Annotated in this window: 23 protein-coding genes; 11 read left to right on the forward strand and 12 right to left on the reverse strand. The window is 56.1% G+C overall.

All coding sequences use genetic code 11. The features are described from left to right. Positions 1 to 254 precede the first annotated feature (254 nt). Positions 255 to 1,376 (forward strand): aminotransferase, encoded by a 1,122-nt coding sequence (locus DHN60_RS11005; protein WP_108837359.1) that lies wholly within the window; start codon positions 255 to 257, stop codon positions 1,374 to 1,376. A gap of 480 nt (positions 1,377 to 1,856) precedes the next feature. Here the strand turns inward: DHN60_RS11005 and DHN60_RS11010 are convergent, their stop codons facing one another. The 3 genes from DHN60_RS11010 to DHN60_RS11020 all read right to left on the reverse strand — a co-directional run bounded on the left by DHN60_RS11010 (position 1,857) and on the right by DHN60_RS11020 (position 5,902). After that, positions 1,857 to 3,803, reverse strand: coding sequence for an ABC transporter permease subunit (locus tag DHN60_RS11010; protein ID WP_234423620.1), 1,947 nt, complete (start codon positions 3,801 to 3,803; stop codon positions 1,857 to 1,859). A 41-nt stretch (positions 3,804 to 3,844) separates the two neighbouring features. Further along, positions 3,845 to 4,861: a glycine betaine/L-proline ABC transporter ATP-binding protein gene (locus tag DHN60_RS11015; protein WP_108837361.1), complete on the reverse strand. Its 1,017-nt coding sequence runs from the start codon at positions 4,859 to 4,861 to the stop codon at positions 3,845 to 3,847. Positions 4,862 to 4,960: 99 nt separating this feature from the next. Further along, entirely contained in the window at positions 4,961 to 5,902 is a 942-nt protein-coding gene (locus tag DHN60_RS11020) for an ABC transporter substrate-binding protein (protein WP_108837362.1), read from the reverse strand. A gap of 284 nt (positions 5,903 to 6,186) precedes the next feature. Here DHN60_RS11020 and DHN60_RS11025 point away from each other — a divergent pair, with 284 nt between their 5' ends. Genes DHN60_RS11025 through DHN60_RS11040 form a run of 4 tightly spaced genes read left to right on the forward strand, consistent with a single transcriptional unit; the run spans position 6,187 to position 11,271 of the window. After that, positions 6,187 to 7,437, forward strand: coding sequence for a sarcosine oxidase subunit beta family protein (locus DHN60_RS11025; RefSeq protein ID WP_108837363.1), 1,251 nt, complete (start codon positions 6,187 to 6,189; stop codon positions 7,435 to 7,437). Between the two features lie 60 nt (positions 7,438 to 7,497). Continuing rightward, a complete protein-coding gene (locus DHN60_RS11030) occupies positions 7,498 to 7,770 on the forward strand; it encodes a sarcosine oxidase subunit delta (protein ID WP_108837364.1) in 273 nt (90 codons plus the stop codon). Then, the gene (locus DHN60_RS11035) at positions 7,767 to 10,712 is read left to right on the forward strand and encodes a sarcosine oxidase subunit alpha family protein (protein ID WP_108837365.1); all 2,946 of its coding nucleotides are present in this window, start codon (positions 7,767 to 7,769) and stop codon (positions 10,710 to 10,712) included. Before DHN60_RS11030 ends, DHN60_RS11035 begins: the two co-directional genes overlap by 4 nt. Beyond that, positions 10,705 to 11,271, forward strand: a complete 567-nt coding sequence (locus DHN60_RS11040) for a sarcosine oxidase subunit gamma (RefSeq protein ID WP_108837366.1) — start codon at positions 10,705 to 10,707, stop codon at positions 11,269 to 11,271. Before DHN60_RS11035 ends, DHN60_RS11040 begins: the two co-directional genes overlap by 8 nt. On the opposite strand, the gene DHN60_RS11045 is transcribed toward DHN60_RS11040, so the two are convergent. Next, a complete protein-coding gene (locus DHN60_RS11045) occupies positions 11,268 to 12,275 on the reverse strand; it encodes a GlxA family transcriptional regulator (protein ID WP_108837367.1) in 1,008 nt (335 codons plus the stop codon). The genes DHN60_RS11040 and DHN60_RS11045 overlap by 4 nt on opposite strands. Before the next feature lie 117 nt (positions 12,276 to 12,392). On the opposite strand from DHN60_RS11045, the gene DHN60_RS11050 reads away from it, so the two are divergent. After that, complete coding sequence (locus tag DHN60_RS11050) at positions 12,393 to 13,022, forward strand: XRE family transcriptional regulator (protein ID WP_108837537.1); 630 nt, start codon at positions 12,393 to 12,395, stop codon at positions 13,020 to 13,022. Here DHN60_RS11050 and DHN60_RS11055 read toward each other — a convergent pair whose 3' ends face one another. The 6 genes from DHN60_RS11055 to DHN60_RS11075 all read right to left on the reverse strand — a co-directional run bounded on the left by DHN60_RS11055 (position 13,023) and on the right by DHN60_RS11075 (position 18,636). After that, positions 13,023 to 14,090, reverse strand: a complete 1,068-nt coding sequence (locus tag DHN60_RS11055; protein WP_108837368.1) for a DUF3445 domain-containing protein — start codon at positions 14,088 to 14,090, stop codon at positions 13,023 to 13,025. 1 nt (position 14,091) lies between these two features. Continuing rightward, positions 14,092 to 15,078: a PDR/VanB family oxidoreductase gene (locus DHN60_RS11060; protein ID WP_108837369.1), complete on the reverse strand. Its 987-nt coding sequence runs from the start codon at positions 15,076 to 15,078 to the stop codon at positions 14,092 to 14,094. Beyond that, positions 15,075 to 15,671, reverse strand: coding sequence for a dimethylamine monooxygenase subunit DmmA family protein (locus DHN60_RS11065; protein ID WP_108837370.1), 597 nt, complete (start codon positions 15,669 to 15,671; stop codon positions 15,075 to 15,077). The genes DHN60_RS11060 and DHN60_RS11065 overlap by 4 nt, the downstream gene beginning before the upstream one ends. Before the next feature lie 59 nt (positions 15,672 to 15,730). Then, entirely contained in the window at positions 15,731 to 16,882 is a 1,152-nt protein-coding gene (locus tag DHN60_RS11070; protein WP_108837371.1) for an aminomethyltransferase family protein, read from the reverse strand. A gap of 155 nt (positions 16,883 to 17,037) precedes the next feature. After that, positions 17,038 to 17,211, reverse strand: coding sequence for a hypothetical protein (locus tag DHN60_RS22500; RefSeq protein ID WP_199913660.1), 174 nt, complete (start codon positions 17,209 to 17,211; stop codon positions 17,038 to 17,040). 21 nt (positions 17,212 to 17,232) lie between these two features. Continuing rightward, on the reverse strand, positions 17,233 to 18,636 hold the full coding sequence (locus DHN60_RS11075) for an ammonium transporter (protein WP_108837538.1): 1,404 nt from the start codon (positions 18,634 to 18,636) through the stop codon (positions 17,233 to 17,235). Positions 18,637 to 18,839: 203 nt separating this feature from the next. On the opposite strand from DHN60_RS11075, the gene DHN60_RS11080 reads away from it, so the two are divergent. The 4 genes from DHN60_RS11080 (at position 18,840) to glnT (ending at position 23,206) form a co-directional block, all read left to right on the forward strand. Beyond that, on the forward strand, positions 18,840 to 19,769 hold the full coding sequence (locus DHN60_RS11080; RefSeq protein WP_108837372.1) for a glutamine amidotransferase family protein: 930 nt from the start codon (positions 18,840 to 18,842) through the stop codon (positions 19,767 to 19,769). Beyond that, a complete protein-coding gene (locus DHN60_RS11085; RefSeq protein WP_108837373.1) occupies positions 19,770 to 20,447 on the forward strand; it encodes a GXGXG domain-containing protein in 678 nt (225 codons plus the stop codon). Positions 20,448 to 20,457: 10 nt separating this feature from the next. Next, the gene (locus DHN60_RS11090; RefSeq protein ID WP_108837374.1) at positions 20,458 to 21,801 is read left to right on the forward strand and encodes an FMN-binding glutamate synthase family protein; all 1,344 of its coding nucleotides are present in this window, start codon (positions 20,458 to 20,460) and stop codon (positions 21,799 to 21,801) included. A gap of 70 nt (positions 21,802 to 21,871) precedes the next feature. Beyond that, complete coding sequence (gene glnT, locus DHN60_RS11095) at positions 21,872 to 23,206, forward strand: type III glutamate--ammonia ligase (RefSeq protein ID WP_108837375.1); 1,335 nt, start codon at positions 21,872 to 21,874, stop codon at positions 23,204 to 23,206. Between the two features lie 18 nt (positions 23,207 to 23,224). On the opposite strand, the gene DHN60_RS11100 is transcribed toward glnT, so the two are convergent. Then, the gene (locus DHN60_RS11100; RefSeq protein WP_108837539.1) at positions 23,225 to 23,617 is read right to left on the reverse strand and encodes a hypothetical protein; all 393 of its coding nucleotides are present in this window, start codon (positions 23,615 to 23,617) and stop codon (positions 23,225 to 23,227) included. 159 nt (positions 23,618 to 23,776) lie between these two features. On the opposite strand from DHN60_RS11100, the gene DHN60_RS11105 reads away from it, so the two are divergent. Continuing rightward, on the forward strand, positions 23,777 to 25,111 hold the full coding sequence (locus tag DHN60_RS11105) for an NAD(P)-binding domain-containing protein (protein ID WP_108837376.1): 1,335 nt from the start codon (positions 23,777 to 23,779) through the stop codon (positions 25,109 to 25,111). On the opposite strand, the gene DHN60_RS11110 is transcribed toward DHN60_RS11105, so the two are convergent. Beyond that, positions 25,108 to 25,377, reverse strand: a complete 270-nt coding sequence (locus DHN60_RS11110) for a hypothetical protein (protein WP_159089183.1) — start codon at positions 25,375 to 25,377, stop codon at positions 25,108 to 25,110. The two genes, DHN60_RS11105 and DHN60_RS11110, sit on opposite strands and share 4 nt — an antisense overlap. Positions 25,378 to 25,424: the final 47 nt, after the last annotated feature.

Raw genomic sequence — 25,424 nt, forward strand, 5'->3', positions numbered from 1 at the left:
TTGAAAAGTCTGAAGTAGCATCTGCATCGAACAATCCCTGCAACAGTGCGGATGTTTGCAGATGCAGCAATCTGTTTGACCAAATCATCAGCTGCGACACTAAAATTTGCTTTAGGATCAGAAACTGGGCCAAAACGGTCGGTTTTGACGTTGCCAAAAACGTATCGCCAAAACGAATTTTGGGTGCACTGGCTCGACCAAAAGGTAGGGTGATGGCGTAGAGTCGAAATTGGTTGATACACAGGAATCATATAATGCGCATCGAACCGTTTGGCGTCGAAATCTGGATGAATGAGTGGGAAACCAAGTGTGAATGGAACTTGGCCGAAACCTGCGTCGCGAGCCTCACGATTGCTGAACTGATGGCTTTGGCAGGCAAGAACGACACTGACCTGTCCGAGCTGTTGTCGATGAAGATGACTTATGGCGAGATTGAGGGATCGATGCGCCTGCGCCAGGCCATCTGCGCGCTTTACGATCACCAAGAGCCAGAAAATGTGGTCGTCACGCACGGCACTATTGGCGCCAATATGTTGGTCCACAAAACCTTGGTGTCCGCGAATGATCGTGTCGTGGCCGTCGTGCCGACGTATCAACAGCATTACTCGATCCCTGCCAGCATCGGGGCTGATGTGCACCAGCTGCAATTGCGCGAGGAAAACGGGTTCTTGCCTGATTTTGATGAATTGCGAGCGCTCGTCATTCCGGGCACCAAATTGATCGCAATCAATAACCCGAACAATCCCACCGGTGCGTTGATGGACCGCGCAATGCTGGAACAGATCGCCGCGATTGCTCGTGAAGTCGGCGCTTGGGTGCTGTGTGACGAAGTGTATCGTGGCACGGATCAAACAGGATCCGGCATGACCGCGTCCATCGCGGATATCTATGAAAAAGGGATCAGCACCGCCAGCATGTCTAAGACTTACGCGCTTGCAGGATTGCGCCTTGGTTGGATTGCCGCATCGCGCGAAGTGATCGAAGCCGTTGCGATCCATCGTGATTACGACACGATTTCTGTAGGCATGATCGACGATCATTTCGCGACGCTCGCACTTGAAAACTACGAGAAAATCTTAACCCGAAGTCACACAATCACACGCGACAATTTGGCAATTTTGTCAGACTGGGTCGCAGAGCAGCCGCTGGTCTCTTGGGTGCAACCAAAATCAGGCACGACCGCATTGTTGAAACTCGATTTGGCAATGTCATCGCGGGAATTTTGCGTCGCGTTGTTGCAAGAAACAGGGGTCATGTTCACTCCTGGCTCTGCGCTAAATATGGAAGGTTATGTGAGAATTGGATACGCAAACAACCAGTCGATCCTCATAGAAGGGCTGAACCGGGTTTCCGCATTTTTAGCCAATCGGACGTAGCCTACTGTCACAACGCATGAGGCGAAGACGGTCGTTTCCGGCAAAGGTGGGTCGTATACCAATTATTGGAAGATCTTTGTGCCGCAAACCCTTGGCAGGCCACCCTAGATTTTGGCACATTTTTTGGCTGCCCTCCGACACGCGGACGTTGGAACACGGCGCAACGTTCGGCGAATGTGAGCCTTCGCGGCGCCCTGCCTCAATAACGGCTTTTGGTGATTGCGCCCCGCCACAGGCACCACCCGGAACAATGTATACTTGATCTGCTGGCGTCATCAGGCGGATTCATTCGTCGGGAACTACATCTTGCGGCTGTCAAATTTGCTCCAAACCGAAGAGGGCGGACCACGCAAATCCCTGTCTAAATTTCCGTCATTCCTTTGTCCGCAGGTGTTGGCAATGGGCCTTAAGCATCCGCCGGAAACCAACCGCCCACGAGCATTGGATCGTGTCGTACATGATTGGCTCGACGGAACGGAGTCAGTCCGGTAATCCCAATGCCTTTTTCCTGTCCGTTGCCCACTTCATGATTGTCAGATCAAATGTCAGCGCCATCAATGACACACAAATCCCAAGAACAAAGTTTTTGCCGAGATCAGTTCCAGCCAGTGTGCGCTGCAATTCCTGTCCCAGATCTTGGGTGCCGATGAAGGCGGCAATGATCACCATGAAGAATGCGAACATGATCGCCTGATTGAAGCCAACTGCCATCGTGGGCAAGGCCAGAGGCAGCTGTACCTTGAGCAGTTTTTGCATCCGAGTGGCACCCGCCATATCTGCGGCTTCGGTCATTTCCGGCGGCACTGTGCGCAGGCCCTCGATCGTGTAGCGGGTCAAGGGCACCATCGCAAAAATCAAGATCGACATCACGACGGATGTCGCCGTAATGCCAAACAGCATGATGGCAGGTATCAGGTAGATAAAGCTGGGAAAGGTCTGAGCCGTATCGCAGGCCAGCAGAACGCGTTGGGACCACTTTTCGGATCGTGCGGCGACGATACCCAGTGGCACGCCAATCAAAATTGCCAAGGTCACCGCAGAAATCACGGAATAGAGCGTGATAACGGATCTATCCCACCATCCGGACAGCGCAACCAAACCAAAGAAAATGGCTGCATAGATCGCCGGGCGTTTTCCGCCAAGGGAGAGTGCAAAGGCCACAACCAAGAGGATGAACGCCGGCGTCGGGATCGAAAGAAGGAAATCACGGAAGGGATTCAGAATCCAAACGTTCAACACGTAGCGGATGGTTTGCGTTGTGTTTTGAACTGGATCGAGGGCCAGGAAACCTTTGATCAATGTGTCGATCTCTTTGCCTTGGCTGAAATTCTGTTTCCGTCCGATTTCCGCGAAAATCGGAACAAACTGAGCCGCGATGCAAAAGAAGATGAAGACGGCGATACCGGTCAGTAGGAAAACGTGCTTGCGCCACCAAGGTGTGTCGCGTTCGAAATGTTCGGGCTGTTTGACGACCCATGCCTTGGACATTCGATCAAGCATGACCGCGAGCAACACGATGGTCACACCAATCTCGAACGAACGGCCCAGTTTGAAACTGCCCATCATCGCCAAAAGCTTGGCGCCCAATCCCGGCATCCCGATAAAGGCCGTCAACACAACCATGGCCAAACACAGCATGATGACTTGATTGACGCCCACCAGAATCTCGGTGCGGGCCGAAGGCAGGTAGACATGGCGTAGCAGTTGCCATTTGGTACAGCCACTCATGTTGCCAGCCTCGACGACTTCAGGCGAGACTTTTTGCAAGCCAAGTGTCGTCATCAGGATCATCGGAGGAATAGCGTAGATTGTCGTCGCAACCGCACCTGCCGTCGGGCCAACCTTGAAAAAGATTACTGCCGGGAGCAGGTATGTAAAGAATGGTAGGGTTTGCAGCACTGACAGGATCGGTTTGATCGCTTGGTTTACGGCCCTGTATTTCCAGGCAAGAATGCCAAGTCCCAGACCGATGAAGAAGGCCAGAGGAGCGGCAACCATCAGCACCGACATGGTCTCCATTGCGATGGTCCATTGCCCGATGAGAGCAGTCCAGATGAATGTGCCAGCGCCGAGCGCGGCCATGCGCCAGCCGCCAAGGTAGTAACCGATAACAGCCGCCACCCCAGCCACCGCCGTCCACGGGATCGGCCCGATATGAGGCCAACGACGCTTGCCGAACATCAGGTTCGCCGTCACATCCAACAACCACTCGAGCCCTTCCGTCAATGTCCGGGTCAAAGTCAGCAGGCCAAGGTCGTCTTTGACAAAATTGAAGAACGCGTCGAGCCACGTCGCAAATGGCGGGATCATTGTTTCGGGGATGCGATGCAGCGCGTCGGGCAAAAGCCCGCCATATCGCAATAGAGTCAGTGCGACTGCTACGGCCAGAATGACAGTGACCCATCTGCCCCGCGTCCACAGAGCGATGCCAGACGTGTCTGTCTTTAGATTGTCGGCGATATCGGCCACTAACCGGCCCCCAGAAGGATATCCAATGCGGCTGTGCGGTCCATGCCGCCAACCACTTTGCCACTGCTTGCGACGGGGATAATAGCCCGAGAATCTTGTACCAGCAGGCGCGCCAAGTCATGAACGGAGGCCGCCGTATCTACAGGCTCGCCCTCTCCGGCGTTGTCTGCGCGTGCCAATGCTCCTGCGCGCACCACCCGTGCCTTGTCGATGTCTTCAGTAAATTTGCGGACATATTCGGTTGCAGGGTGCAAGACGATTTGATCAGGGGTGTCGCATTGTTCGACAGCACCGTCCTTCATGATCGCAATGCGGTCTGCAAGGCGCAACGCCTCGTCAAAGTCGTGGGTGATAAAGACGATTGTCTTGCCCAGCATGCCCTGCAGGCGCAAGAATTCGTCCTGCATCTCGCGTCGGATGAGCGGGTCGAGCGCGGAAAACGGTTCATCCAGAAACCAGATGTCGGGCTCGATGGCGAGGCTCCGTGCAATGCCGACACGTTGTTGTTGACCACCCGACAATTCGCGCGGGAAATACTCTTCGCGCCCTTCAAGACCGACCAGTTTGACAACTTCCAGCGCGCGTTCCCGGCGAGTGTGTTTGTCCTGACCGCGCATCTCGAGGGGAAAGGCGACATTGTCTAGAACGGTGCGGTGCGGCAGCAGACCAAAGGACTGGAACACCATGCCCATTTTGCTGCGGCGCAACTCGATGAGTTCTTTTTCGGACAAAGACATCAAGTCCTGTCCTTCGACAGAGATTGATCCACCTGTGATATCGTGAAGCCGGGAAAAACAGCGTACCAGCGTCGATTTGCCCGACCCGGAAAGGCCCATGATGACCAGCATTTCGCCCCTTGTCACATCAATCGTCACGTCCTTGACGCCAGCGATGTAGCCATCTGCACGGATCTCATCAAAGCTGCGGCCAGCAGGCATTGATTTGAGGTACGCTTCCGGGTTGGACCCAAAAATTTTCCACGCGTTCTTGCAGGAAATCACGGTGTCAGCGGTCATGCTCTACTCTCTCCTTGTCGGCTGGGGCACCGGCAATTTAACGCCCGCCCGGAGTGTAACCCCGGGCGGGCGAAAGTCTTCAACAGTTTCGTGTGAACCTTAGGAGGCCCAGCCCTGCCAAACGCCCGGGTTCGCTTCCAGCCATTCGGCCGCTGCCTCTTCGGGTTCCATTTCTTCTACGTCGACCAACCGTGCCATTTCAGCGATCTGTGGGTTGGTGAACGAGATTTTTGTAAGCACATCATAAGCGGCGGGCCACTTGTCTTTCATGCCATCCCAGGCCGCTTTCTTGAGGTAACCGTCGGCAGGGTTGCCGCAGTCATAAAGCGCGTCTTTGTTCGGGCCCACGGCGGGGTCCTTGTCACAGCCATCAACCCACTCTGGGAACTCGACGAATTCGCCAGGCCAAACTGCTTCGGCAAAGTTGGGTGTCCAGTTGAACACAACGACAGGGCGCTTGTCTGCTTCTGCAGCACCGATTTCGGCCCAAAGCGCTGCGGCAGAACCTGCGTTCACAACAACAAAGTCCATGCCAAGCGCCTCAACGCGTTCCTGACCATGCTTCAACCAATCCACAGGACCGTCCAGATAGCGGCCCTTGTCACCGGTTTCCGCAGTCGCGAATACGGCGGCGCAGTCATTGAGCGCTTCCCAGCTTGGTAGGCCAGGGCAGGCGTCTTTGGTCCACATCGGGTACCACCAGTCCTCACGCGTTACGGCGTCGTGATCGCCTGCATCGTGAAGGCCGCCTTTTTCCAGAGCGGCGCGGAATGATGCGCCAAATGCGCCTTCCCACACTTCAAGCTCCAGCGTCACGTCACCGAGGCGAACGGATTCATACACCGCTTGACTGTCTGTCGTGACGAATTCGACATTGTTGCCCATGGATTCAAAAATTTGACCAACAACATGGCTCATCACAATCTGTGACGACCAGTTGTGGATTGGGATCACGATTGGATCACTGCTGTCTTCAGCCAGAAGCGTCATTGGCGCGAATGCCAAAACGCCGGCCGTCAACGCCGTTGTAAACTTGTTCATTGATAGTCTCCCTATTGGTGCGCCGCTGTTTCGCCGCTTGATCAACTTGAATGGTTTGCACGCACATCAGGACATTTCGAATCCCGGATGCAGGCCAATTCTTGGTGAAATCAGTCTTGCATTATTTTCCTATCAATCAAGTTTTTTTCTTGATGAGTTACATTTGCGAACGCCTGATGGCCAAAAAAAACACAAGATATGTCCGATTTGAAAGAAAAGATGTCGGGTATTGGAGGGGAAAATATGAGTAAAAAGGCGTATTTAGGCGTAGGAGGTCCGATTTCATGCGTTATTCTGGGTTCAAGGTCATAAAGGAAGCGCTGACGGGCCACAAAGGCTGGTTGCCCGCGTGGCGCGATCCAGAGCCAAAGGCGCACTATGACATCGTGATCATTGGCGGCGGTGGGCATGGGCTGGCCACAGCGCACTATCTTGCGTCGGTCTATGGTCAGCACCGGGTCGCAGTGATCGAGAAGGGATGGATCGGTGGCGGCAACGTCGGGCGCAACACGACGATCATCCGCTCGAACTATCTGTTGGATGGCAATGAACCATTCTACGAGTTTTCCCTCAAGCTCTGGGAGGGGCTGGAACAGGACCTGAATTACAACGCTATGGTGTCCCAACGTGGGATCATGAACCTTATCCATTCGGACGCACAGCGTGATGCTTTCGTCCGACGTGGCAACGCGATGATCCTGAATGGTGCCGATGCCGAGTTGTTGTCAGAAGCACAAATCCGGCAGGAGTATCCCTTCCTCAACTTTGATGATGCGCGCTTTCCCATCAAGGGTGGGTTGGCCCAGCGGCGCGGTGGTACAGTGCGACACGATGCTGTCGCATGGGGGTATGCCCGAGCTGCTGACAGCCGAGGCGTAGACATCATCCAGAATTGCGAAGTCACTGGCTTTCGCGTCGAGAATGGTAAGTGTCTTGGCGTTGAAACGTCCCGGGGGTTCATCGGTGCGGGTCGGGTTGGATGTGCTGTCGCGGGCAATTCCAGCCGTCTGATGGCAAAGGCTGGAATGCGGCTGCCCATTGAATCCCATGTCCTTCAGGCGTTCGTCTCAGAAGGGCTGAAACCTGTCTTGCCCGGCGTGATCACCTTTGGGGCTGGCCACTTCTATGTTTCGCAATCCGACAAGGGCGGGCTGGTTTTCGGCGGCGACATCGACGGCTACAACTCTTATGCGCAACGCGGCAACCTGCCGGTGGTCGAGGACGTGTGCGAGGGTGGCATGGCCATCATGCCAATGATTGGACGCGCTCGACTGTTGCGCATGTGGGGCGGGATCATGGATATGAGCATGGACGGTTCGCCTATCATCGACCGCACGCATATCGACGGGCTCTATTTCAATGGCGGCTGGTGCTATGGCGGATTTAAAGCAACGCCAGCGTCCGGCTATGCCTTCGCGCATCTACTTGCACGGGATGAGCCGCATGAAACCGCGACCGCCTACCGTTTCGACCGCTTCCGCACTGGCCACATGATAGACGAAAAAGGGATGGGCAATCAGCCCAATCTGCACTGATCCTATGCCTTATCGCTCTAACAATATGCACTACACCATGCCCAAACGAAGGGGCCAAAGATGATCATCAATCACCCTCTTCTTGGGCCCCGCGATAGCGCAGAATTTGTTTATCTTGGTACGGCAAACTTGATGGACAGGCCCGATCCCGACACGGCCACGCCCGAAGATTGGCATGACTATGCCTATCTGCGCGACAACCCTGCTGGCCCGCATCGCGAGTTATGGTTTCACGAAGGAGGTGATCGGTCGATCCTGATTGTCACGCGCGACACCACTACGCACGAAATCTCGTCCGTGGAACTGGCCCGCAACTCGGGGGCGCAAGCATGACACAGAATAACAGGCTCAACGGTGGGCAGATTGACCGCAACACGACACTGAACTTCAACTTCGATGGCAAGAAGTACACGGGCCATCCCGGTGATACGTTGGCTTCGGCTCTTTTGGCCAACAACGTTCGCCTCATGGGGCGGTCTTTCAAATATCACCGCCCGCGCGGTCCGCTAACGGCAGGATCCGAGGAGCCCAACGCAATTGTCGAACTGCGCAGTGGCGCCCGGCAGGAACCCAATACGCGCGCCACGACTGCCGAACTGTTTGACGGGCTGGCGGCCAAATCGCAAAATCGGTGGCCAAGCCTCGCCTTCGATGCGATGGCGATCAACGACAGGTTTTCAAATTTCCTGACGGCGGGGTTCTACTACAAAACATTCATGTGGCCCGCTGCATTCTGGGAAAAGATTTACGAGCCCATCATTCGCAAGGCTGCTGGCCTCGGATCGCTTTCGATGCAAGCTGACCCGGATGAATATGACAAGGGGTTCCGCCACTGTGATCTATTGATCATCGGCGCGGGCCCCGCTGGCCTGAACGCAGCCCTCATCGCGGGCCGATCAGGTGCTGAAGTGATCCTCGCAGACGAGGATTTTCGCATGGGGGGACGCTTGAATGCCGAAACCTTCGCTGTCGCAGATTTGGCAGGGGCCGACTGGGCCGCACAAACAGTGGCCGAACTCTCTGCCATGCCCAATGTTCGTCTGATGCCTCGCACGACCGTTATCGGGGCCTTCGATCATGGCATCTATGGCGCAGTCGAGCGGATCACTGATCATCTGGCCACATCACCAACCGGGAAACCCCGCCAAATCCTTTGGCGCATCTATGCAAAACAGACCGTGTTGTGCGCCGGTGCCACTGAACGTCCCATTGCCTTTGAAAACAATGACCGGCCCGGCATCATGCTGGCCGCATCGATGCGCTCCTATGCTAACCGCTGGGCGACCACACCAGCGCAACGAGTCGCGATCTTTACCAATAACGACGATGGGCATCGCACCGCGCAGGACTTGCACGCAAAAGGGGTCAAGATTGCAGCCGTCATTGACACGCGCCCTGACGCTCCAAGCTCGATGGACTACGAGGTCCTGCAAGGTGCACAGGTGGCGGACACAAAGGGGCGTTTGGGCCTGACATTTGTCGAGGTTGCACGCGCTGATGGCACCAACCGGACCATTGAGTGCGGCGCGCTTGGCGTATCGGGGGGGTGGAACCCGAACGTGCAGTTGACCTGTCATCAGCGCGGCCGACCGATTTGGAAGGAAGAATTGGCCGCTTTCGTTCCCGGCGGTACGTTACCGCCATATATGTCTGTGGCCGGGGCAGCGGTTGGTACGTTCTCCACTCATGGCGCGCTCAAGTCCGGTGCGGATGCTGTGCGCAAGGCGTTGGGCCTCAAGGGCCGCGCACCCGCTGTTCCGCAAGCTGAAGATGCGCCCGTAAACCAGACGCCGTTTTGGTACGTGACCGGGTGTTCCCGTGCCTGGCTTGACCAGCAGAACGACGTCACGGTCAAAGACGTAAAGCTGAGCCATCAGGAAGGCTTCCGCTCGGTCGAACACCTCAAGCGCTATACAACACTGGGCATGGCCACGGATCAGGGCAAGACATCCAACATGGGCGGCCTCGCCATCATGGCCGAACTTGCGGGCAAGTCGATCCCCGAAGTCGGCACGACGATCTTTCGCCCGCCTTACACGCCGACGGCCATTGGCACGCTCGCGGGCCGTATGCGGGGCAAGGAATTCCATCCGACCCGTCTGACGCCCTCGCATTTCTGGGCCAAGGAACGAGGCGCAGTTTTTGTGGAGGTCGGAAATTGGTTGCGCGCGCAGTGGTTTCCGCTGCCCGGCGAAACTCACTGGAGGCAGTCGGTGGATCGCGAAGTCTTGGCCACCCGCTCGTCAGTTGGAGTGTGTGACTGCACCACATTGGGCAAGATCGACGTGCAGGGCACGGATGCGGCGACTTTCCTGAACAAGGTTTATTGCAATGGCTTCGCCAAGCTGGCCGTCGGTAAAACCCGCTATGGGTTGATGTTGCGTGAAGACGGGATCGCGCTGGATGACGGCACTGCCGCACGTCTTGCCGAGGATCAGTTTGTTGTGACGACCACGACCGCCAACGCCGCACGGGTCTATCAACACATGGAGTTCGTCCGCCAATGCCTGATGCCGCAGGCAGATGTGCAATTGATTTCGACGACCGAAGCTTGGGCCCAATACGCTGTCGCGGGACCCAATTCGCGCAAGTTGCTGCAAAAGATTGTAGATGCCGAATTCGATATCTCGAACGAAGGGTTTCCCTTCATGGCCTGTGCCAACATCACCGTCTGTGGCGGGCTGCGCGCCCGGCTGTTTCGCATATCGTTTTCGGGCGAACTTGCCTTCGAAATTGCGGTGCCGTCGCGCTATGGTGATGCGTTGATGCGCAAGCTGATGGCGGAAGGCGAAGAATTCGACGTTACCGCGTACGGCACAGAAGCGCTTGGCGTTATGCGCATCGAAAAAGGGCACGCGGCAGGCAATGAGCTTAACGGCACCACGACAGCGCTGAACCTCGGGATGGGGCGCATGGTATCCAAGGCCAAAGATAGCATCGGCTCAAAACTCGCAGAACGTCCAGGCCTGAATGAGCCTGATGCGTTGATGCAGGTCGGCCTGCGTCCTGTGAACAAGGATGACAAGGTAACCGCTGGTGGCCACTTGATGAACACAAACGGGCCAGTTGATGCGGCACATGACCAAGGCTACGTCACCTCAGCAGCCTTTTCTCCAACTCTGGGCAGCATGATCGGTCTTGGTTTCCTCAAGGACGGTGGTAATCGCAATGGTGAAACACTGCGGCTTGTCTCACCCGTCACGAATCTGACTGTCGAGGTCGAAGTCGTATCAGCCCATTTTGTTGATCCCGAAGGAGAGCGTGTCCGTGCATGATCTGACAGCCATCACTGCACTTGGAGGTATAGCACCTCAAGTGGACACCGTCGGCGAGGTGACGTTGAGCGAAATACCGGATGTTGCCCTTGCCTCAGTCGCGGCGCGAACCCGAGAGGAAAGTACCTGTGCCGCTCAACTGAAAGCGTTGTTGGGTGGGCCGCCACCGCAAGCGGGGCGGGCCAAACTTGGCGAGCCGTACTCTGCCGTTTGGGTGGGGCCAGACCAATGGTTGCTGAGCGCCAGTTTTGAAACACATGAAGACATCGCAGCACAGCTCAAATCAAAACTTGGCGACACGGCCTCGGTCACTGAACAAACAGATGCGTGGTGTTGCTTTGACTTGACCGGACCGGATGTTCACGCCGTACTTGAGCTGCTCTGCAACATTGATCTGACTCGGTTCGAGACGGGGCACGCCACGCGGACCTCGATTCATCATCTGGGATGTTTCGTAATTTGTTTGGAAAAAGGTCATTCAGTGCGCATCCTTGGCCCGCGCGCTTCCGCTGGGTCTTTGCACCACGCGATCACCACAGCGATGGCCTCAGCCCTTTAGGCTGGCGGCAGCGGGACGTCACCCTGAACGCGAAACGAATTGATCTGTTTGCGGTCTTCTTGAGGACTCACTCCAAATGCATCCCTGTAATGGGTCAGCAAAGGGGTGGCCGACGTATAACCAACGGCCTGCGCGATACTTTGCATGCTTTGCTTGGAATACAGGACCAACTGGCGCGCGGCCTTCATCCGTATACTGCGGTAGTAATGGGTTGGGCTTTGCCCCGTCGCTTTTTTGAAGGCGCGCTCGATCTGGCGCGGTGTAACGTTCACCGCGCGCGCCACGTCGGCTACTGAAATTGGATGTTCGACATGATCGGCAAATAGGGCGGCGGCCTGTGCCACAAGTTTCGGCAGGTCAGGCTCGGCACTTGGGCGCATCGGAATTCGCTGCCGAACGCCTTCACCACGCATGGTTGGATGTTGAAACCAGCAGGCAACCTCGTGCGCGATGTCAGCACCCAGACGATCTTCAATCAACCGCAATGCCAAATCGAAAGCAGAAGCCGCCCCAGACGCCGTATACCGGCGGCCATCCACGGCGATGACATCGTCCGTCATATCAATGTCAGGAAAGGCACTGCGAAATGCAGCCTCATAACACCAGTGCACCGAGCAGTAATGTCCATCCATCACACCAGAGCGGACAAGAGGAAACACACCGCCGCTGATCGCCCCGAGAATGACGCCATGGCGATCCAAACGGCGCAGCGTGCCATTAGACTGTTTTGCGTTCTCAAAGACGCTTGTGGGGGCGCCCAAGAGAAAGAGCATTTCCACAGTCGTGACATCCTGCAGTTTTGCATCTGGCTCAAACACGACGCGCGCACTGGATGTTGTTCGAGAGCCAGATTCGGAGATGACCTGCCAGTCAAAAACATGCATGCCCGCAATCTCGTTTGCAGCACGCAGGGGTTCGATGATCGATGTAAGACATGCCATCGGAAAACCTGGAAAGATCAGAAAACCGAGCTGGATTTTTTTACTGTCGTTCAACTTTTGCATTCTCTCAGGAAAAATTTGGCCTATGGTAGTGCAATTCAACCTGAGAACCGAATTGTTTAGCGGTATAGGACCCCATAAAAGGCAGGCGTCGTGAACATTGAAAAAGTAGATGTCAAAATGGTCAGTAAACTCACCCAAGATCCACACCGGACGCGCGAAGGTGAACGGGAGAAAGTTCTGGAAGTGGCTATTGGCCGCGAGGTGCGCGCGTTTCGCCGGCAACAGGAAATCACCGTTGCTGAGCTGGCCCAGATCACGGGGCTGTCCATCGGGATGTTATCCAAAATCGAGAACGGCAACACGTCTCCATCTCTGACGACACTTCAGTTGTTGGCGAATGCGCTGTCGGTGCCGTTGACCAGCTTTTTCCGCCGGTTCGAGGAAAGCCGCCAGGCGGTTCACACGAAATCGGGTGAAGGGGTTGCGATCGACCGCGAAGGTACGCGTGCCAATCACCAATACAACCTGCTGGGTCATATCGGATCGAACGCATCGGGCGTGATGGTCGAACCGTACCTGATTACTCTGACGGCAGAATCCGACGTTTTCCCAGCGTTCCAGCATGGTGGGATCGAAACGATCTACATGCTTGAAGGTGCGGTTGATTATCGACACGGCGAAGATGTGTATTCACTCAAATCCGGCGACACATTGTTCTTTGACGCGGATGCGCCGCACGGGCCCGAAAAGTTGGTCCAACTGCCTGCGCGTTACCTGTCGATTATCAGCTACCCACAGAACGCCTGATCATTTGGTCAGCGGCGGCTCGGTTTCGAAGTCGGGCCAGACGCCGGGCGATGTGGGCTGACCGTCGTCGAATTGCGACAGGTAATCTAACATCATAGGCCGGTTGTCGATGAACCCCTTATATGTCGCAAGTTCATCAGGCAGATCGCGCACAACGCGGTGCAGGCGTCGGCCCCATTTGGGCATCGTCATCAGGTCTTGAAAACTGCACAGATAGCAGCGGATCGGAAAAACCAGTCCGTTCGAGCGAGGCAACCGGAAGAATGTCTGCAACTCGACCCGCAAGTGCTGTTTGGCACCAATATTTTCGGGGGTTAGGGTGGTCTTCTGGATACCCCACTTGTGGTAATTTTCGGGGCTGGTGTCCAACAGCGGATTAACCGTCATTGTCCAGTTCAGGCGGCGGGCAGGTGCCCCTTGCTGAATGTTTAGCAAGAATTTCAGGGCACGAACAAAGATACCCTTTTCATGGGCCAGCGGGACGGGCGCGTGCCATTCGAAAAAGTTCATGCCGATGTCAAAATCAAGGCTCCAGTCGGCTTGCGTTGTGACCGTCCCTGCATCCATCCACAGGTTGTTGTCGCGCTGATCCAGCACGCAGAAGTCCCCTTGGGTCTGGCGGGTGATATATTCCATCGGGCCATAGGGCAGGGTGGTTTCGTCTAGGAAGGTGAATGTGTCATCAATGCCCAGTGGTTTGTTGACCCAGCGCCAGGTGTCCCCGTCGCGGTGCAATTCGAACAAATCGGGATAGTCCTCAGACTTGGAAACCATGATCAATTCCAGCAAGTCCCACCCTGCGAGTGTCATGTGCGGCAGAGACTGGCAACGCAGCGGATCGTCCGCCAGCACCATCGCGCGGTCGCGCATCTCTGACACATAGTGTTCGTCTACATCGAACCTTTTCTCATAGACCGACCCTTCGGGCCCGCCGCGGTGCTGCTCCATATTGACGGCATACATGTAGCTGTCTTCATGGAACGGAAACGGGAACCGTTTGATGGCCCAATCAGTGTTATGGAACGAGTAGTCGTCGCGAAAAGTCTCGTCGTTGAATTGAATGGTCATCTTATCTGTCCAACTCCAATGAGGTGCCGACGAAACGGCTTACACATGGCATGATTTTCTTGCCGCTGGCGTGCTCTGAATCGTCCAGCCAATGGTCCCGGTGCACGAAGTCGCCCGCATGAGCGACGACATCCGTTTCACATTGTCCGCATGATCCACCACGGCACAGAAACGGGGCTTCGACGCCCGCTCGTTCGATCGCTTCCAGAAGGCTTTCGTGTTCGCCGACGGTGATCGTCTTGTCAGACTTGCACAGCCGCACCTCAAAGGGCACGCCCGGTTCAGGGGCAAGGAATTCTTCGGAATGTACATGGGCATCCGGCCACCCTGAGGCACTGGCTGTTGCATGTATCCAGTTGATCATCCCTTTGGGGCCACAGACATAGGCATGTGTGCCCAAAGGCTGCCCATCCAGTAGGTTTTCAAGGTCAATCCGCTGGGTCTGGTCGTCGTAATAGACATGCACTTTGTTGGGATGCTTGTAAGTCAACTGCTCCACATAGGTTCCAAGCGCCTCTGTGCGGCAGGCATAGTGCAATTCCCACGCGCCGCCCGACCGCTCAAGCTGTGCGATCATCGACATGAAGGGTGTGATTCCAATACCGCCGGCAAAGAACAAGTGTTTGCGCGCGCGCAGATCGAGCGAAAACAGGTTCACCGGATAGGTGATTGTCATTTCGTCGCCAACCGACACGTTTCGGTGCATGAACAGCGACCCGCCGCGTCCTTCGTCGTCTCGGCGCACGGATATGGCATAAGTGTCCAAGTCAGCCGGGTCCGACATCAGAGAATAAGGATTCAAACGGGACCGACCGTTGTCGTTCATTGTGACAACCGTGTGCGCACCGCCGGAGAACGGTGGAAATTGTGTGCCATCACGGCGCTTGAACTCGAACCGGGTCACCAGTTCGTTCAGCGGTACAATGGCCGACACACTCACTTCGATCTTTTCCGCACCTGGCTTTGCTTTTTGTGGGGCTGCGCTCATTCGTAAATCCCCTTTGGTGCGGGCACGTTGCCCGGATCTTCGGCGTCGATGCATACGCCCTGATAAGCGGCGAGGCGGCGCGAATAGTGATCCCGCACAAACAGGTTCAATCCGCAATGGCTGCATACGAACGGGTCGGTTTCCACGTCTTCGGTGATGCCCTTGCAATGGACGCATTGCATCCGACGGGACACCGATCCGCGATGTTCTGTTTGAATGGCTGTATGAGGGATGCCCGCTTTCATCGCCTCATTTTGGGCCTGACCCATCAGTCCCTCGGTGCCACTGAGGTAAACCTGCAAGCCCATATGCGCATCCTGCAAGACACGTCGGATACGAGAGACAGCGGCGGCATAGCTGGGGCCTTCGTAAAATTGTGCTGGGTTTGCGCCGCGCAATTTGTCGGCCAACTGTGTCCCGCGAGGGATGTAGATAATGTGGGTTTTAGCCATCAAATCAGGTGTGGCGATGCCAAGGATCGCCTCGGCCCCCTCACCATCGGCAATCATTAGGTGTCCCTTGCCCAGGCGCGCCTCAAGCGTTCCGTAAACCGGACGGCTTTTGATCGACGGGGGGAATTCGAATTTCGACATAGATATCCTCGTCACATGAAAAGGGCGCGAAAGGGGTTTGCCCACCGCGCCCCCGTCGATCAGCCCTTGGCGGTGCGGATCGACTTGTCTTTGTCATAGAACGGCATTTCTTCCGCCGTCGCGGCCAACTCTGTACCGTCCGGTTGAACGACGGTCAGCTGGGTGCCGGGGCTTGCCACAGATGGGTCAAGCCGCGCGATGGCGACGGAATAACCGTTCAGCTCGGACGACAGGCCATAGGTGATTACGCCCACATCCTTGCCGTCGTGATGCACACGGGCGAACATTTCCATCTGATCCATGGCGTCGCCTGATAGCTGCACGCCGTAAATCTTGAATCTTTCTTTACCCTGCATGGCATAGTGGTTCTCGGACCCGATAAAGCCGGTTTTGTCCGGTGAAACGGTGAAGTCGAGGCCCAATTCCCACAGACTGTCGCCAGCTGGAGAGCCGTCCGCAAACGGGAACGTTTCGGAATTGTCACCGGGATAGAACAGTAGATAGCTTTCGATCCGCAGCATATCGAGGGTGGAGAACTGCGTCGGGCGCACATCGTCGCCGCCTGCCGCCAATACATTGTCCCAAATGTGAACAGCATCCTTGGCGCGGCAGAAGATTTCATACCCTCGTTCGCCTGTGTAACCGGTGCGCGAGATCATCACATCGCGCCCGTACAAGCGCGTCTGCATGATCCCGAAATAGGCCAGATCACGGATTGCGGGGATATCCTTGGCCAGAATGTCGACTGCCTTGGGCCCTTGCAACGACATGTCATGCAAGTCGTCATCCATGATGACCGAACAGTTCTTGGCAGCAGCAACCGTTGTAAGCTGCTCCATACCGATGCCGGTGCCATGCACCACCAGCCAGGAGTTGACGGCGAGATGGTAGATCACGCAGTCGTCCACAAACAAGCCGCGATCATCAAGCATACAGGCGTAAACAGCACGACCCGGCGCAATTTTTTCGACATTGCGGGTTGTGACGCGGTCGATGACATAGGCGGCGTCTTCGCCCACGACATGCACCTTCTTCAGACCAGACACGTCCATGAGACCGGCTTTGGTGCGGATCGCTTCATAGTCGGCTTTGGCGCGTTCTGGCGTGTCGTCATAGAACCACGCCGTTCCCATACCATTCCAATCTTCAAGCTCGCCGCCGATTTCAGCGTGACGTCCCGCGAGGGCGGAGTTTCTCCATAGAATGGCCATGGTGTTTTTCCCTGTTCGTTATGAGTCTTATTGAGCAGTATTGAGCAACAGTGCATTGCAAAAAGCAAGAATGCGGTGCAACTTTTTTTCCTGTTGGGCAAATATAGGATGCAAAAAAGGGCGACCAATGGCCGCCCCTTCTTGTTGTTCGAAATTTACTTTTCGAATTGTTTGGTCTTGGCGCTTTCGGTCTTCTGACCGAACAGCAACACGGCGACACAGATCCCGGCTGCAATCAGGGTGTACAGGCCTGGCATCGCGCCGCCCCAACCCATGAACATTGCCCCGTCGACAACCGACCAGCTTGCTTCGTCATATGGAAAGCCCATGATTTCTTCCTTTCTGTTCGATTACTCGCCCGGCGCCAGATTGACGCCAGGTGCGGGGATACCTTCAGGGTAGCCTTCGGCAGGGACCTTGACCATGTCCATACCAGCAATCTCTGCGCCTTCAGGGATGCGCAACATGCCCATCATCTTCAGGACGTAAGAGACCGCGTATCCAGGGACGAAACCCAAGAGGAAGAACACGACCGCACCGATGATCTGACCAATCAGGCTAATCGTCGGTACTTCGCCCGCAGCGCCTTGCAGCGACGGATATCCAGCACCGAAGATCCCAAGCAGGACCACACCGTAAAGGCCGATAGTGCCGTGAACCGTGACAGCGCCGACAGCATCGTCGATGCCACGGTTTTCCAGCCATGTGGCACAGGGTTTCAGGATCAAACCCGCCGAGAAGGCGATGATGAACGCAAGTGCAGGATAGTAGATGTCCAGACCGGATGCGGTCGAGATAATTCCAGCAAGTGCGCCGGACATCATCCAGAACGGATCACGCGTCAGAACCCATGCGCCAATGATCCCACCTGCAATCGCCATCAGGATATTGAAGGCCAGCGCCGACAAGGTGATGGGTGTTCCGTAAATTGTGGACGGCTTGTCAGCAAACCAGCTCCACGCTTCGCCCGGCACGATCACGCAAGCCATGAGGAAACCCCAGAAGCCTACGATGATAAGCATAAGGCCCGTCACCGTCAGCGGCATGTTGTGCCCTGCAATGTGGTTGGCCGAACCGTCCGCGTTGAATTTGCCGATGCGTGGTCCAAGGTTGATGAGAACCCCAAGGGCAAAGAACCCTGCAACCGCGTGCACAAGGCCCGCCGCACCAAAGTCATGCACGCCCCATTGCGTGACCAGCCAGCCATCTGCGTGCCAGCCCCAAGCAGCCGCAACGACCCAGGCAAACGAGCCAAGGACAACGGCGAGGATAACAAACCCTACGGTCTGGATGCGTTCGATCACGGCACCCGACATGATGGATGCTGTTGTGGCGGCAAACAACGCAAAGGCACCAAAGAACACGCCGGATGCCTGATCCGCGATGTTCGGGCCCATGTATTGCGCGCTTTCGCCCCAGCCCCACGCAATCGCGCTGGCATATTCAACACCTGAGATGCCCGCAGGCCCCGGTGCGCCGGGCAAGCCCGTGGGAAAGCCCCAATACACCCACCAGCCGAAGAAATAGAAGGTTGGGATCATGAACGCGAAAGCGAGGATATTCTTGACCCCCGAACTCAGCACGTTCTTGAGTCGCGACGCCCCCATCTCGTAAGCTAGAAATCCCGCATGGATGATGATCATCAGCGGGATGGTTAGATAATAGAATGTCTCGGCAAACATGGTGTTGGTCACACCACCCTTACTCTGCAGTGCGGCAATCTGAGCCGTCAATTCTGCGATTTGCTCTTCCACGATGAACCCCCGTGTTGGACTGTTGGTTTCGTGCGCCGTCATATGGAGTGCGCGGCGCTGGCCAAATTGAACCACGTGTTGTTTCATCTGGCGACTCTTTTTTTAACTGTTGTGAAAAATAGTTTCCCATCGGTTGAGCATGTGATGTAACGATGCTAGCGTTCGAGTCGAACGACAGATCACTTTTTGGGAGGGGCAGCGCCATGTGCGGAATTGTCGGACTTTTTCTAAAAGATGCCACGTTGGAACCGCAACTTGGTGACATGCTGACCGACATGCTGATCACCATGACCGATCGCGGACCCGATAGCGCGGGTATCGCAATTTATGGTGATGAATCAAAGGGAAACGCTCGGTTAACCGTGCAATCGAACACGCCGAATGTCGACTTTGCCAAGCTTGATAGTGACCTGAGCGAGAGGGTCCAAGGCAAAGTTTCGATCACCCTCAAAGACACCCACGCAGTGATCACATTGCAGGCGGATCAGGTGGCTTCTGCCCGCGAAATTCTTTCCGAAATACGCCCCGATGTTCGCGTGATGAGTCACGGATCCACGCTTGAGATCTATAAAGAGGTCGGGTTGCCTAAAAATGTGGCAGACCGTTTTGATGTTCGCAAAATGTCCGGAACACATGGCATTGGGCACACACGGATGGCCACTGAGTCGGCCGTGACGACAATGGGCGCGCATCCTTTCAACACCGGTATCGACCAGTGCCTCGTACACAACGGATCACTGTCAAATCATAACTCGCTGCGTCGCAAACTGCGCCGGCTTGGCGTTCACATCGAGACCGAGAATGACACCGAAGTTGGCGCCGCATACCTGACGTGGAAAATGCAAACGGGATCGACATTGGGTGAGGCTCTGACCTCAAGCCTCGATGATCTGGATGGGTTCTTTACGTTTGTGGTCGGTACCAAGGACGGGTTTGGCGTGGTGCGTGACCCTATCGCGTGCAAGCCTGCAGTAATGGCAGAAACAGATCAGTACGTGGCGTTCGGTTCGGAATATCGCGCGTTGGTCAACCTGCCTGGCATCGAAGACGCGAAGGTTTGGGAGCCCGAGCCCGCAACAGTATATTTCTGGTCGCACAATGCGGCTCCAACCGCGCAAGAGAAAGCGGCATAAATGCAAACATTTGATTTGGAAGCGCAGGGACTCCGCGCACTCAACTCCACCCTGCATGCGCAGGCCGCCAATACCAATCAGACGCATTGGGAAATCGTGAACCCCAAGGGCAGCCACGCGATCGCAGTCGGCCTCGACGCTCCGATCGAGATCAACATCAAAGGGTCAACGGGCTATTACTGTGCGGGCATGAACAAACAGGCGACTGTGAATGTGCACGGTTCTGTTGGCCCCGGCACAGCAGAAAACATGATGTCCGGGATGGTTGTAGTTGAAGGGGACGCCTCACAATATGCCGGTGCAACCGGTCATGGTGGCACGCTGGTGATCAAGGGGAACGCCTCTTCGCGCTGTGGCATTTCGATGAAGGGCATCGACATTATCGTGCACGGCAACATCGGTCACATGTCAGCCTTTATGGCGCAATCGGGCAATCTGGTCGTCTGTGGTGATGCAGGCGAAGCTCTGGGCGACTCGCTTTATGAGGCGCGGATATTCGTGCGCGGATCAGTCAAATCTCTTGGCGCTGATTGTATTGAGAAAGAGATGCGCCCCGAGCATATCGCTATCCTCGAAGAGTTGCTGGAGCGAGGCGGTTGCGATGCCAAAGCGTCCGAATTCAAACGCTATGGATCGGCGCGGCAACTCTATAATTTCAACATCGATAACGCGTATTGAGGGTCGGAACATGAAAGACGAGCAAAAGGGCGCGCCGCGCACGATGCCGATACAATCGGCGACCTTTTCCAACCCTGTGAATGCCGAGATCCGGCGCGCCGCCGCAACGGGGATCTATGACATCCGCGGTGGCGGGGCCAAGCGCAAGCTGCCCCATTTCGACGACCTGCTGTTTCTGGGTGCCTCGATTTCCCGCTACCCGCTCGAAGGATATCGCGAGAAATGCGAAACGTCCGTCACGCTCGGCACCCGGTTTGCCAAGAACCCAATCCAGCTTGATATCCCCGTAACGATTGCGGGCATGTCCTTTGGTGCGCTGTCCGGCGGGGCCAAGGAAGCGTTGGGGCGCGGAGCAACGATGGCGGGCACGTCGACCACCACCGGCGACGGCGGCATGACCGAAGAAGAGCGCGGACACTCTAACAAGCTGGTTTATCAGTATTTGCCTTCGCGCTATGGGATGAACCCGGACGATCTGCGCCGCGCAGATGCCATTGAAATCGTTGTGGGGCAGGGGGCCAAACCCGGCGGCGGCGGCATGCTTTTGGGCCAAAAGATCAGCGACCGCGTGGCTGAAATGCGTAATTTGCCAAAAGGGATCGACCAGCGCTCGGCCTGTCGTCACCCCGATTGGACCGGGCCCGATGATCTGGAAATCAAGATTCTTGAATTGCGCGAGATCACCAATTGGGAAAAGCCGATCTATATCAAGGTCGGCGGCGCGCGCCCGTATTTTGACACCACACTTGCCGTAAAGGCGGGCGCGGACGTTGTCGTGCTCGACGGGATGCAGGGCGGCACAGCCGCCACACAAGACGTGTTTATCGAACATGTCGGCCAGCCCATCCTTGCTTGTATCCGCGAGGCGGTGCGCGCATTGCAGGACCTCGACATGCACCGAGAAGTGCAACTTGTTGTCTCGGGCGGCATCCGTACGGGTGCCGATGTGGCCAAAGCCATGGCTTTGGGTGCAGACGCCGTCGCCATCGGGACCGCGGCGCTGATCGCGCTTGGCGACAATGACCCGAAATGGGAAGCTGAGTATAACGCCCTCGGCACCACAGCAGGCGCTTATGATGACTGGCATGAGGGGCAAGACCCCGCCGGGATTACCACACAAGACCCCGACCTGATGGCTAGGTTCGACCCCATTGAGGGTGGGCGGAGGCTCAACAACTATCTCAAGGTCATGACACTTGAGGCACAGACCATCGCGCGGGCCTGCGGCAAGAACCACCTGCACAACCTAGAACCCGAAGATTTGTGCGCCCTCACGCTCGAGGCCGCGGCCATGGCGAAAATTCCACTTGCTGGCACCGACTGGTACCCCGGCAAACCCGGTACTTCCTACTAAATACTTCAATGAAGGGCGCGGCCACTACGGCACGCGCCCTCACCACATTAAGTCAAACAGGAACAGATATATGACCACTGATCTTGCAAAATTCGCTGCCGAAAATGGCGTGAAATACTTCATGATTTCGTTCACCGACCTCTTTGGAGGTCAACGCGCCAAACTGGTGCCTGCCCAGGCCATTGCCGACATGCAAGCGGATGGCGCAGGATTTGCCGGTTTCGCTACGTGGCTCGACATGACGCCCGCACATCCTGACATGTTGGCCGTGCCGGACCCATCTTCGGTCATTCAATTGCCTTGGAAACCTGAGGTTGCGTGGGTCGCGGGAAACTGTGTGATGGAAGACCAAGACGTCGCACAAGCACCTCGCAATGTGCTCCGCCGCCTGATTGATGAGGCTGCCGCCGAAGGCTTGCACGTCAAGACCGGGATCGAGGCCGAGTATTTTTTGATGACGCCAGATGGCAGCCAGATCAGCGATGAGTACGACACTGCCGCAAAGCCTTGCTATGACCAGCAGGCGGTGATGCGCCGCTATGATGTTGTGCGCGAGATTTGCGACTACATGCTCGATTTGGGTTGGGGTCCGTATCAGAATGACCACGAGGACGCGAATGGGCAGTTCGAGATGAACTGGGAATTCGATGACGTGCTCCGCACCGCCGACAAGCACTCATTTTTCAAGTTTATGACCAAGAGCGTAGCGGAAAAACACGGCTTCCGCGCGACATTCATGCCCAAGCCGGTCGAGGGGCTAACCGGGAATGGCTGTCATGCCCACATTTCTGTTTGGGACGCACCCGGTGCTGCTGCCAAGACCAACGTCTTTGCAATGGAACCCAATGACAGCAGCCAGACTGCCGAACTGGGCCTGTCCGAAAAGGGCCGCCATTTCCTTGGCGGGATCATGAAACATGCCTCCGCGCTTGCCGCGATCACCAACCCCACGGTGAACAGCTACAAACGTATCAATGCACCACGCACGATGTCCGGGGCCACATGGGCACCCAACACTGTCACATGGACTGGCAACAACCGCACACACATGGTGCGCGTGCCTGGTCCCGGTCGGTTCGAATTGCGCCTTCCTGATGGTGCAACAAACCCCTATCTGCTGCAGGCCGTCATCATCGCGGCTGGCCTTGACGGTATTCGCACAGAGGCGGACCCCGGCAAGCGCCACGACATCGACATGTATGCCGAGGGCCACAAGGTGCGCGGCGCGCCCAAGCTACCGCTGAACATGCTGGATGCCTTGCGCGAATACGACAAGGATAAGGGCCTGAAGGCTGCCATGGGAGAGGAATTCTCGTCCTCCTACATCAAGATGAAAAAGCAGGAATGGAACGATTTCACGTCGCACTTCTCTCAATGGGAAAAGGACAACACGCTCGATATCTGAGCGTGCTTGCCGGGCGGGTCAGCGCAACCAGCCTGCCCGGTGAACAATCGAAGAATACCAAAACAGGGCCGCTCCAACCAGCAAGGCAAGGATCGTGCTGGGAGCAAGACCGACTGCTGAAATCGTCTGAACCACGGTCAAGACAATCGCAACCAATGAAACCAGCAAGGCGATCCGGGCCATATCACGTCGCAGCAACAACAAAATGCACCCCACGGCCCCGGCAAACACGGCCAAGCCAAAGGCCAGCGTTGCCCAAAGCGGGCGGCTTGAGATGATCAGCTGATAAAGCTCAGGCATTTTTGCCACGGCATCGGCGTTCATTTGAGTGATGAAGTTGAGGCACCCCATCAGGTTCCACACCAGACAAAGCCCAGCGATGATCCAGAAGCTGAAATGCGGTTTTGCCATCGTCTGTCCTCTTTGCTTGTCATGATCATCATCCCAAAACGCCTGCAAGTACACTGCAAAACTCTTGAATGAGTTTTACTATGGTTAAAATTAGTTGACTTGTAGGGGCGATCCCGCTCGAATTGAATAAATGAACAATTCAGCCGGGAGAGTCGCAAAATGCCTAAACGTATCGCCATCATAGGGGCGGGGCCTTCGGGTCTGGCACAGTTACGCGCCTTCCAGTCCGCCAAGCAAAACGGTGAGGACATCCCCGAGATTGTGTGCTTCGAAAAACAGTCCGACTGGGGCGGGCTTTGGAACTACACGTGGCGCACCGGTGTCGATCAATATGGAGAGCCGGTGCATGGGTCCATGTACCGTTACCTGTGGTCGAATGGGCCAAAGGAGGGATTGGAGTTCGCTGATTATTCCTTCGAGGAGCACTTCGGCAAACAGATCGCATCCTACCCGCCACGCGCTGTGCTGTTCGACTACATACAGGGCCGTGTGGAAAAAGCGGGCGTACGGGATTGGATTCGCTTTGAAACCGCTGTGCGCCGCGTCGAATTCGAAGATGGAAAATTCAGTGTAACGGTCAAGGATTTGCCTGCGGACAACGAGTACACCGAGGTCTTTGACCACGTGATCTGTGCCTCTGGGCACTTTTCGACACCAAACGTGCCAGAATTTCCTGGTTTTGAATCCTTTAAAGGACGTGTGTTGCACGCCCATGATTTCCGAGATGCGCTTGAGTTCAAGGATCAGGATATCCTGATCGTCGGCACCAGCTATTCTGCTGAGGATATCGGGTCGCAGTGTTGGAAGTACGGGGCCAAGTCCATCACTGTGTCACACCGCACGGCGGCTATGGGCTATGACTGGCCGGACAGCTGGAGCGAGGTTCCGTTGTTGACCCATGTCGACGGGAAGACGGCGCACTTCAAGGATGGTACCAGCCGCGATGTCGATGCGGTGATCTTGTGCACAGGGTACCAACACCACTTCCCTTTCATGGCTGAAGAATTGCGCCTGAAGACGGCAAACCGGCTGGCGACGGCTGATCTCTACAAGGGGGTCGCATGGGTGCATAACCCTGCGCTGTTTTATCTGGGCATGCAGGACCAGTGGTTCACGTTCAATATGTTCGATGCGCAAGCTTGGTGGGTCCGCGATGCGATCATGAGCAAGATTGCGATGCCGTCCAAGGACGAGATGGACGCCGATGTCGCGGACCGCGTAGCGCGCGAGGATGCGGGCGAGGATGACTACGACGCGATCTGGTATCAGGGCGACTACATCAAGGAACTGATTGCCGAAACGGACTACCCGTCCTTTGATGTCGAAGGGGCTTGTCAGGCGTTTAAGGCGTGGAAGGGGCACAAGAAAAAGGGCATCATGACCTTCCGCGACAATTGCTATGCTTCGGTTATGACCGGATCGATGGCCCCAATCCACCATACGCCGTGGGTCGACGCACTGGATGACAGTCTGGAAGTCTATTTGCAGAACTAGGGCGTGCTGATCCGCAAGAACACATAGGTCTGCTGCAAAGCGCCCTTGTCCTTGATCGACACCGCGACTTGCGCGGTGTCGGTGTGAAATGTGCGCAGGTCGTAGCTGTCAGGGTGGTTCACGTCTTGATCAGCGACGGGTTGCACGCCTAGGCACGCCGCTGTGGCATTCAGTACTGCATCGAACGCCTCTGTGGCTTCGGGCGCGCGGTATGTGAACGGCCAACGGCAGTTCTGGGCACGCGCGCCTGACAGGTCAAGCGACATGCTGCATGTGCCCTCTGTTCCGTCTGGCAGAGCGAAGGCTGCTGGCC

Source organism: Tateyamaria sp. Alg231-49 (genome assembly GCF_900143535.1).
In the GTDB taxonomy this organism is placed as follows: domain Bacteria; phylum Pseudomonadota; class Alphaproteobacteria; order Rhodobacterales; family Rhodobacteraceae; genus Tateyamaria.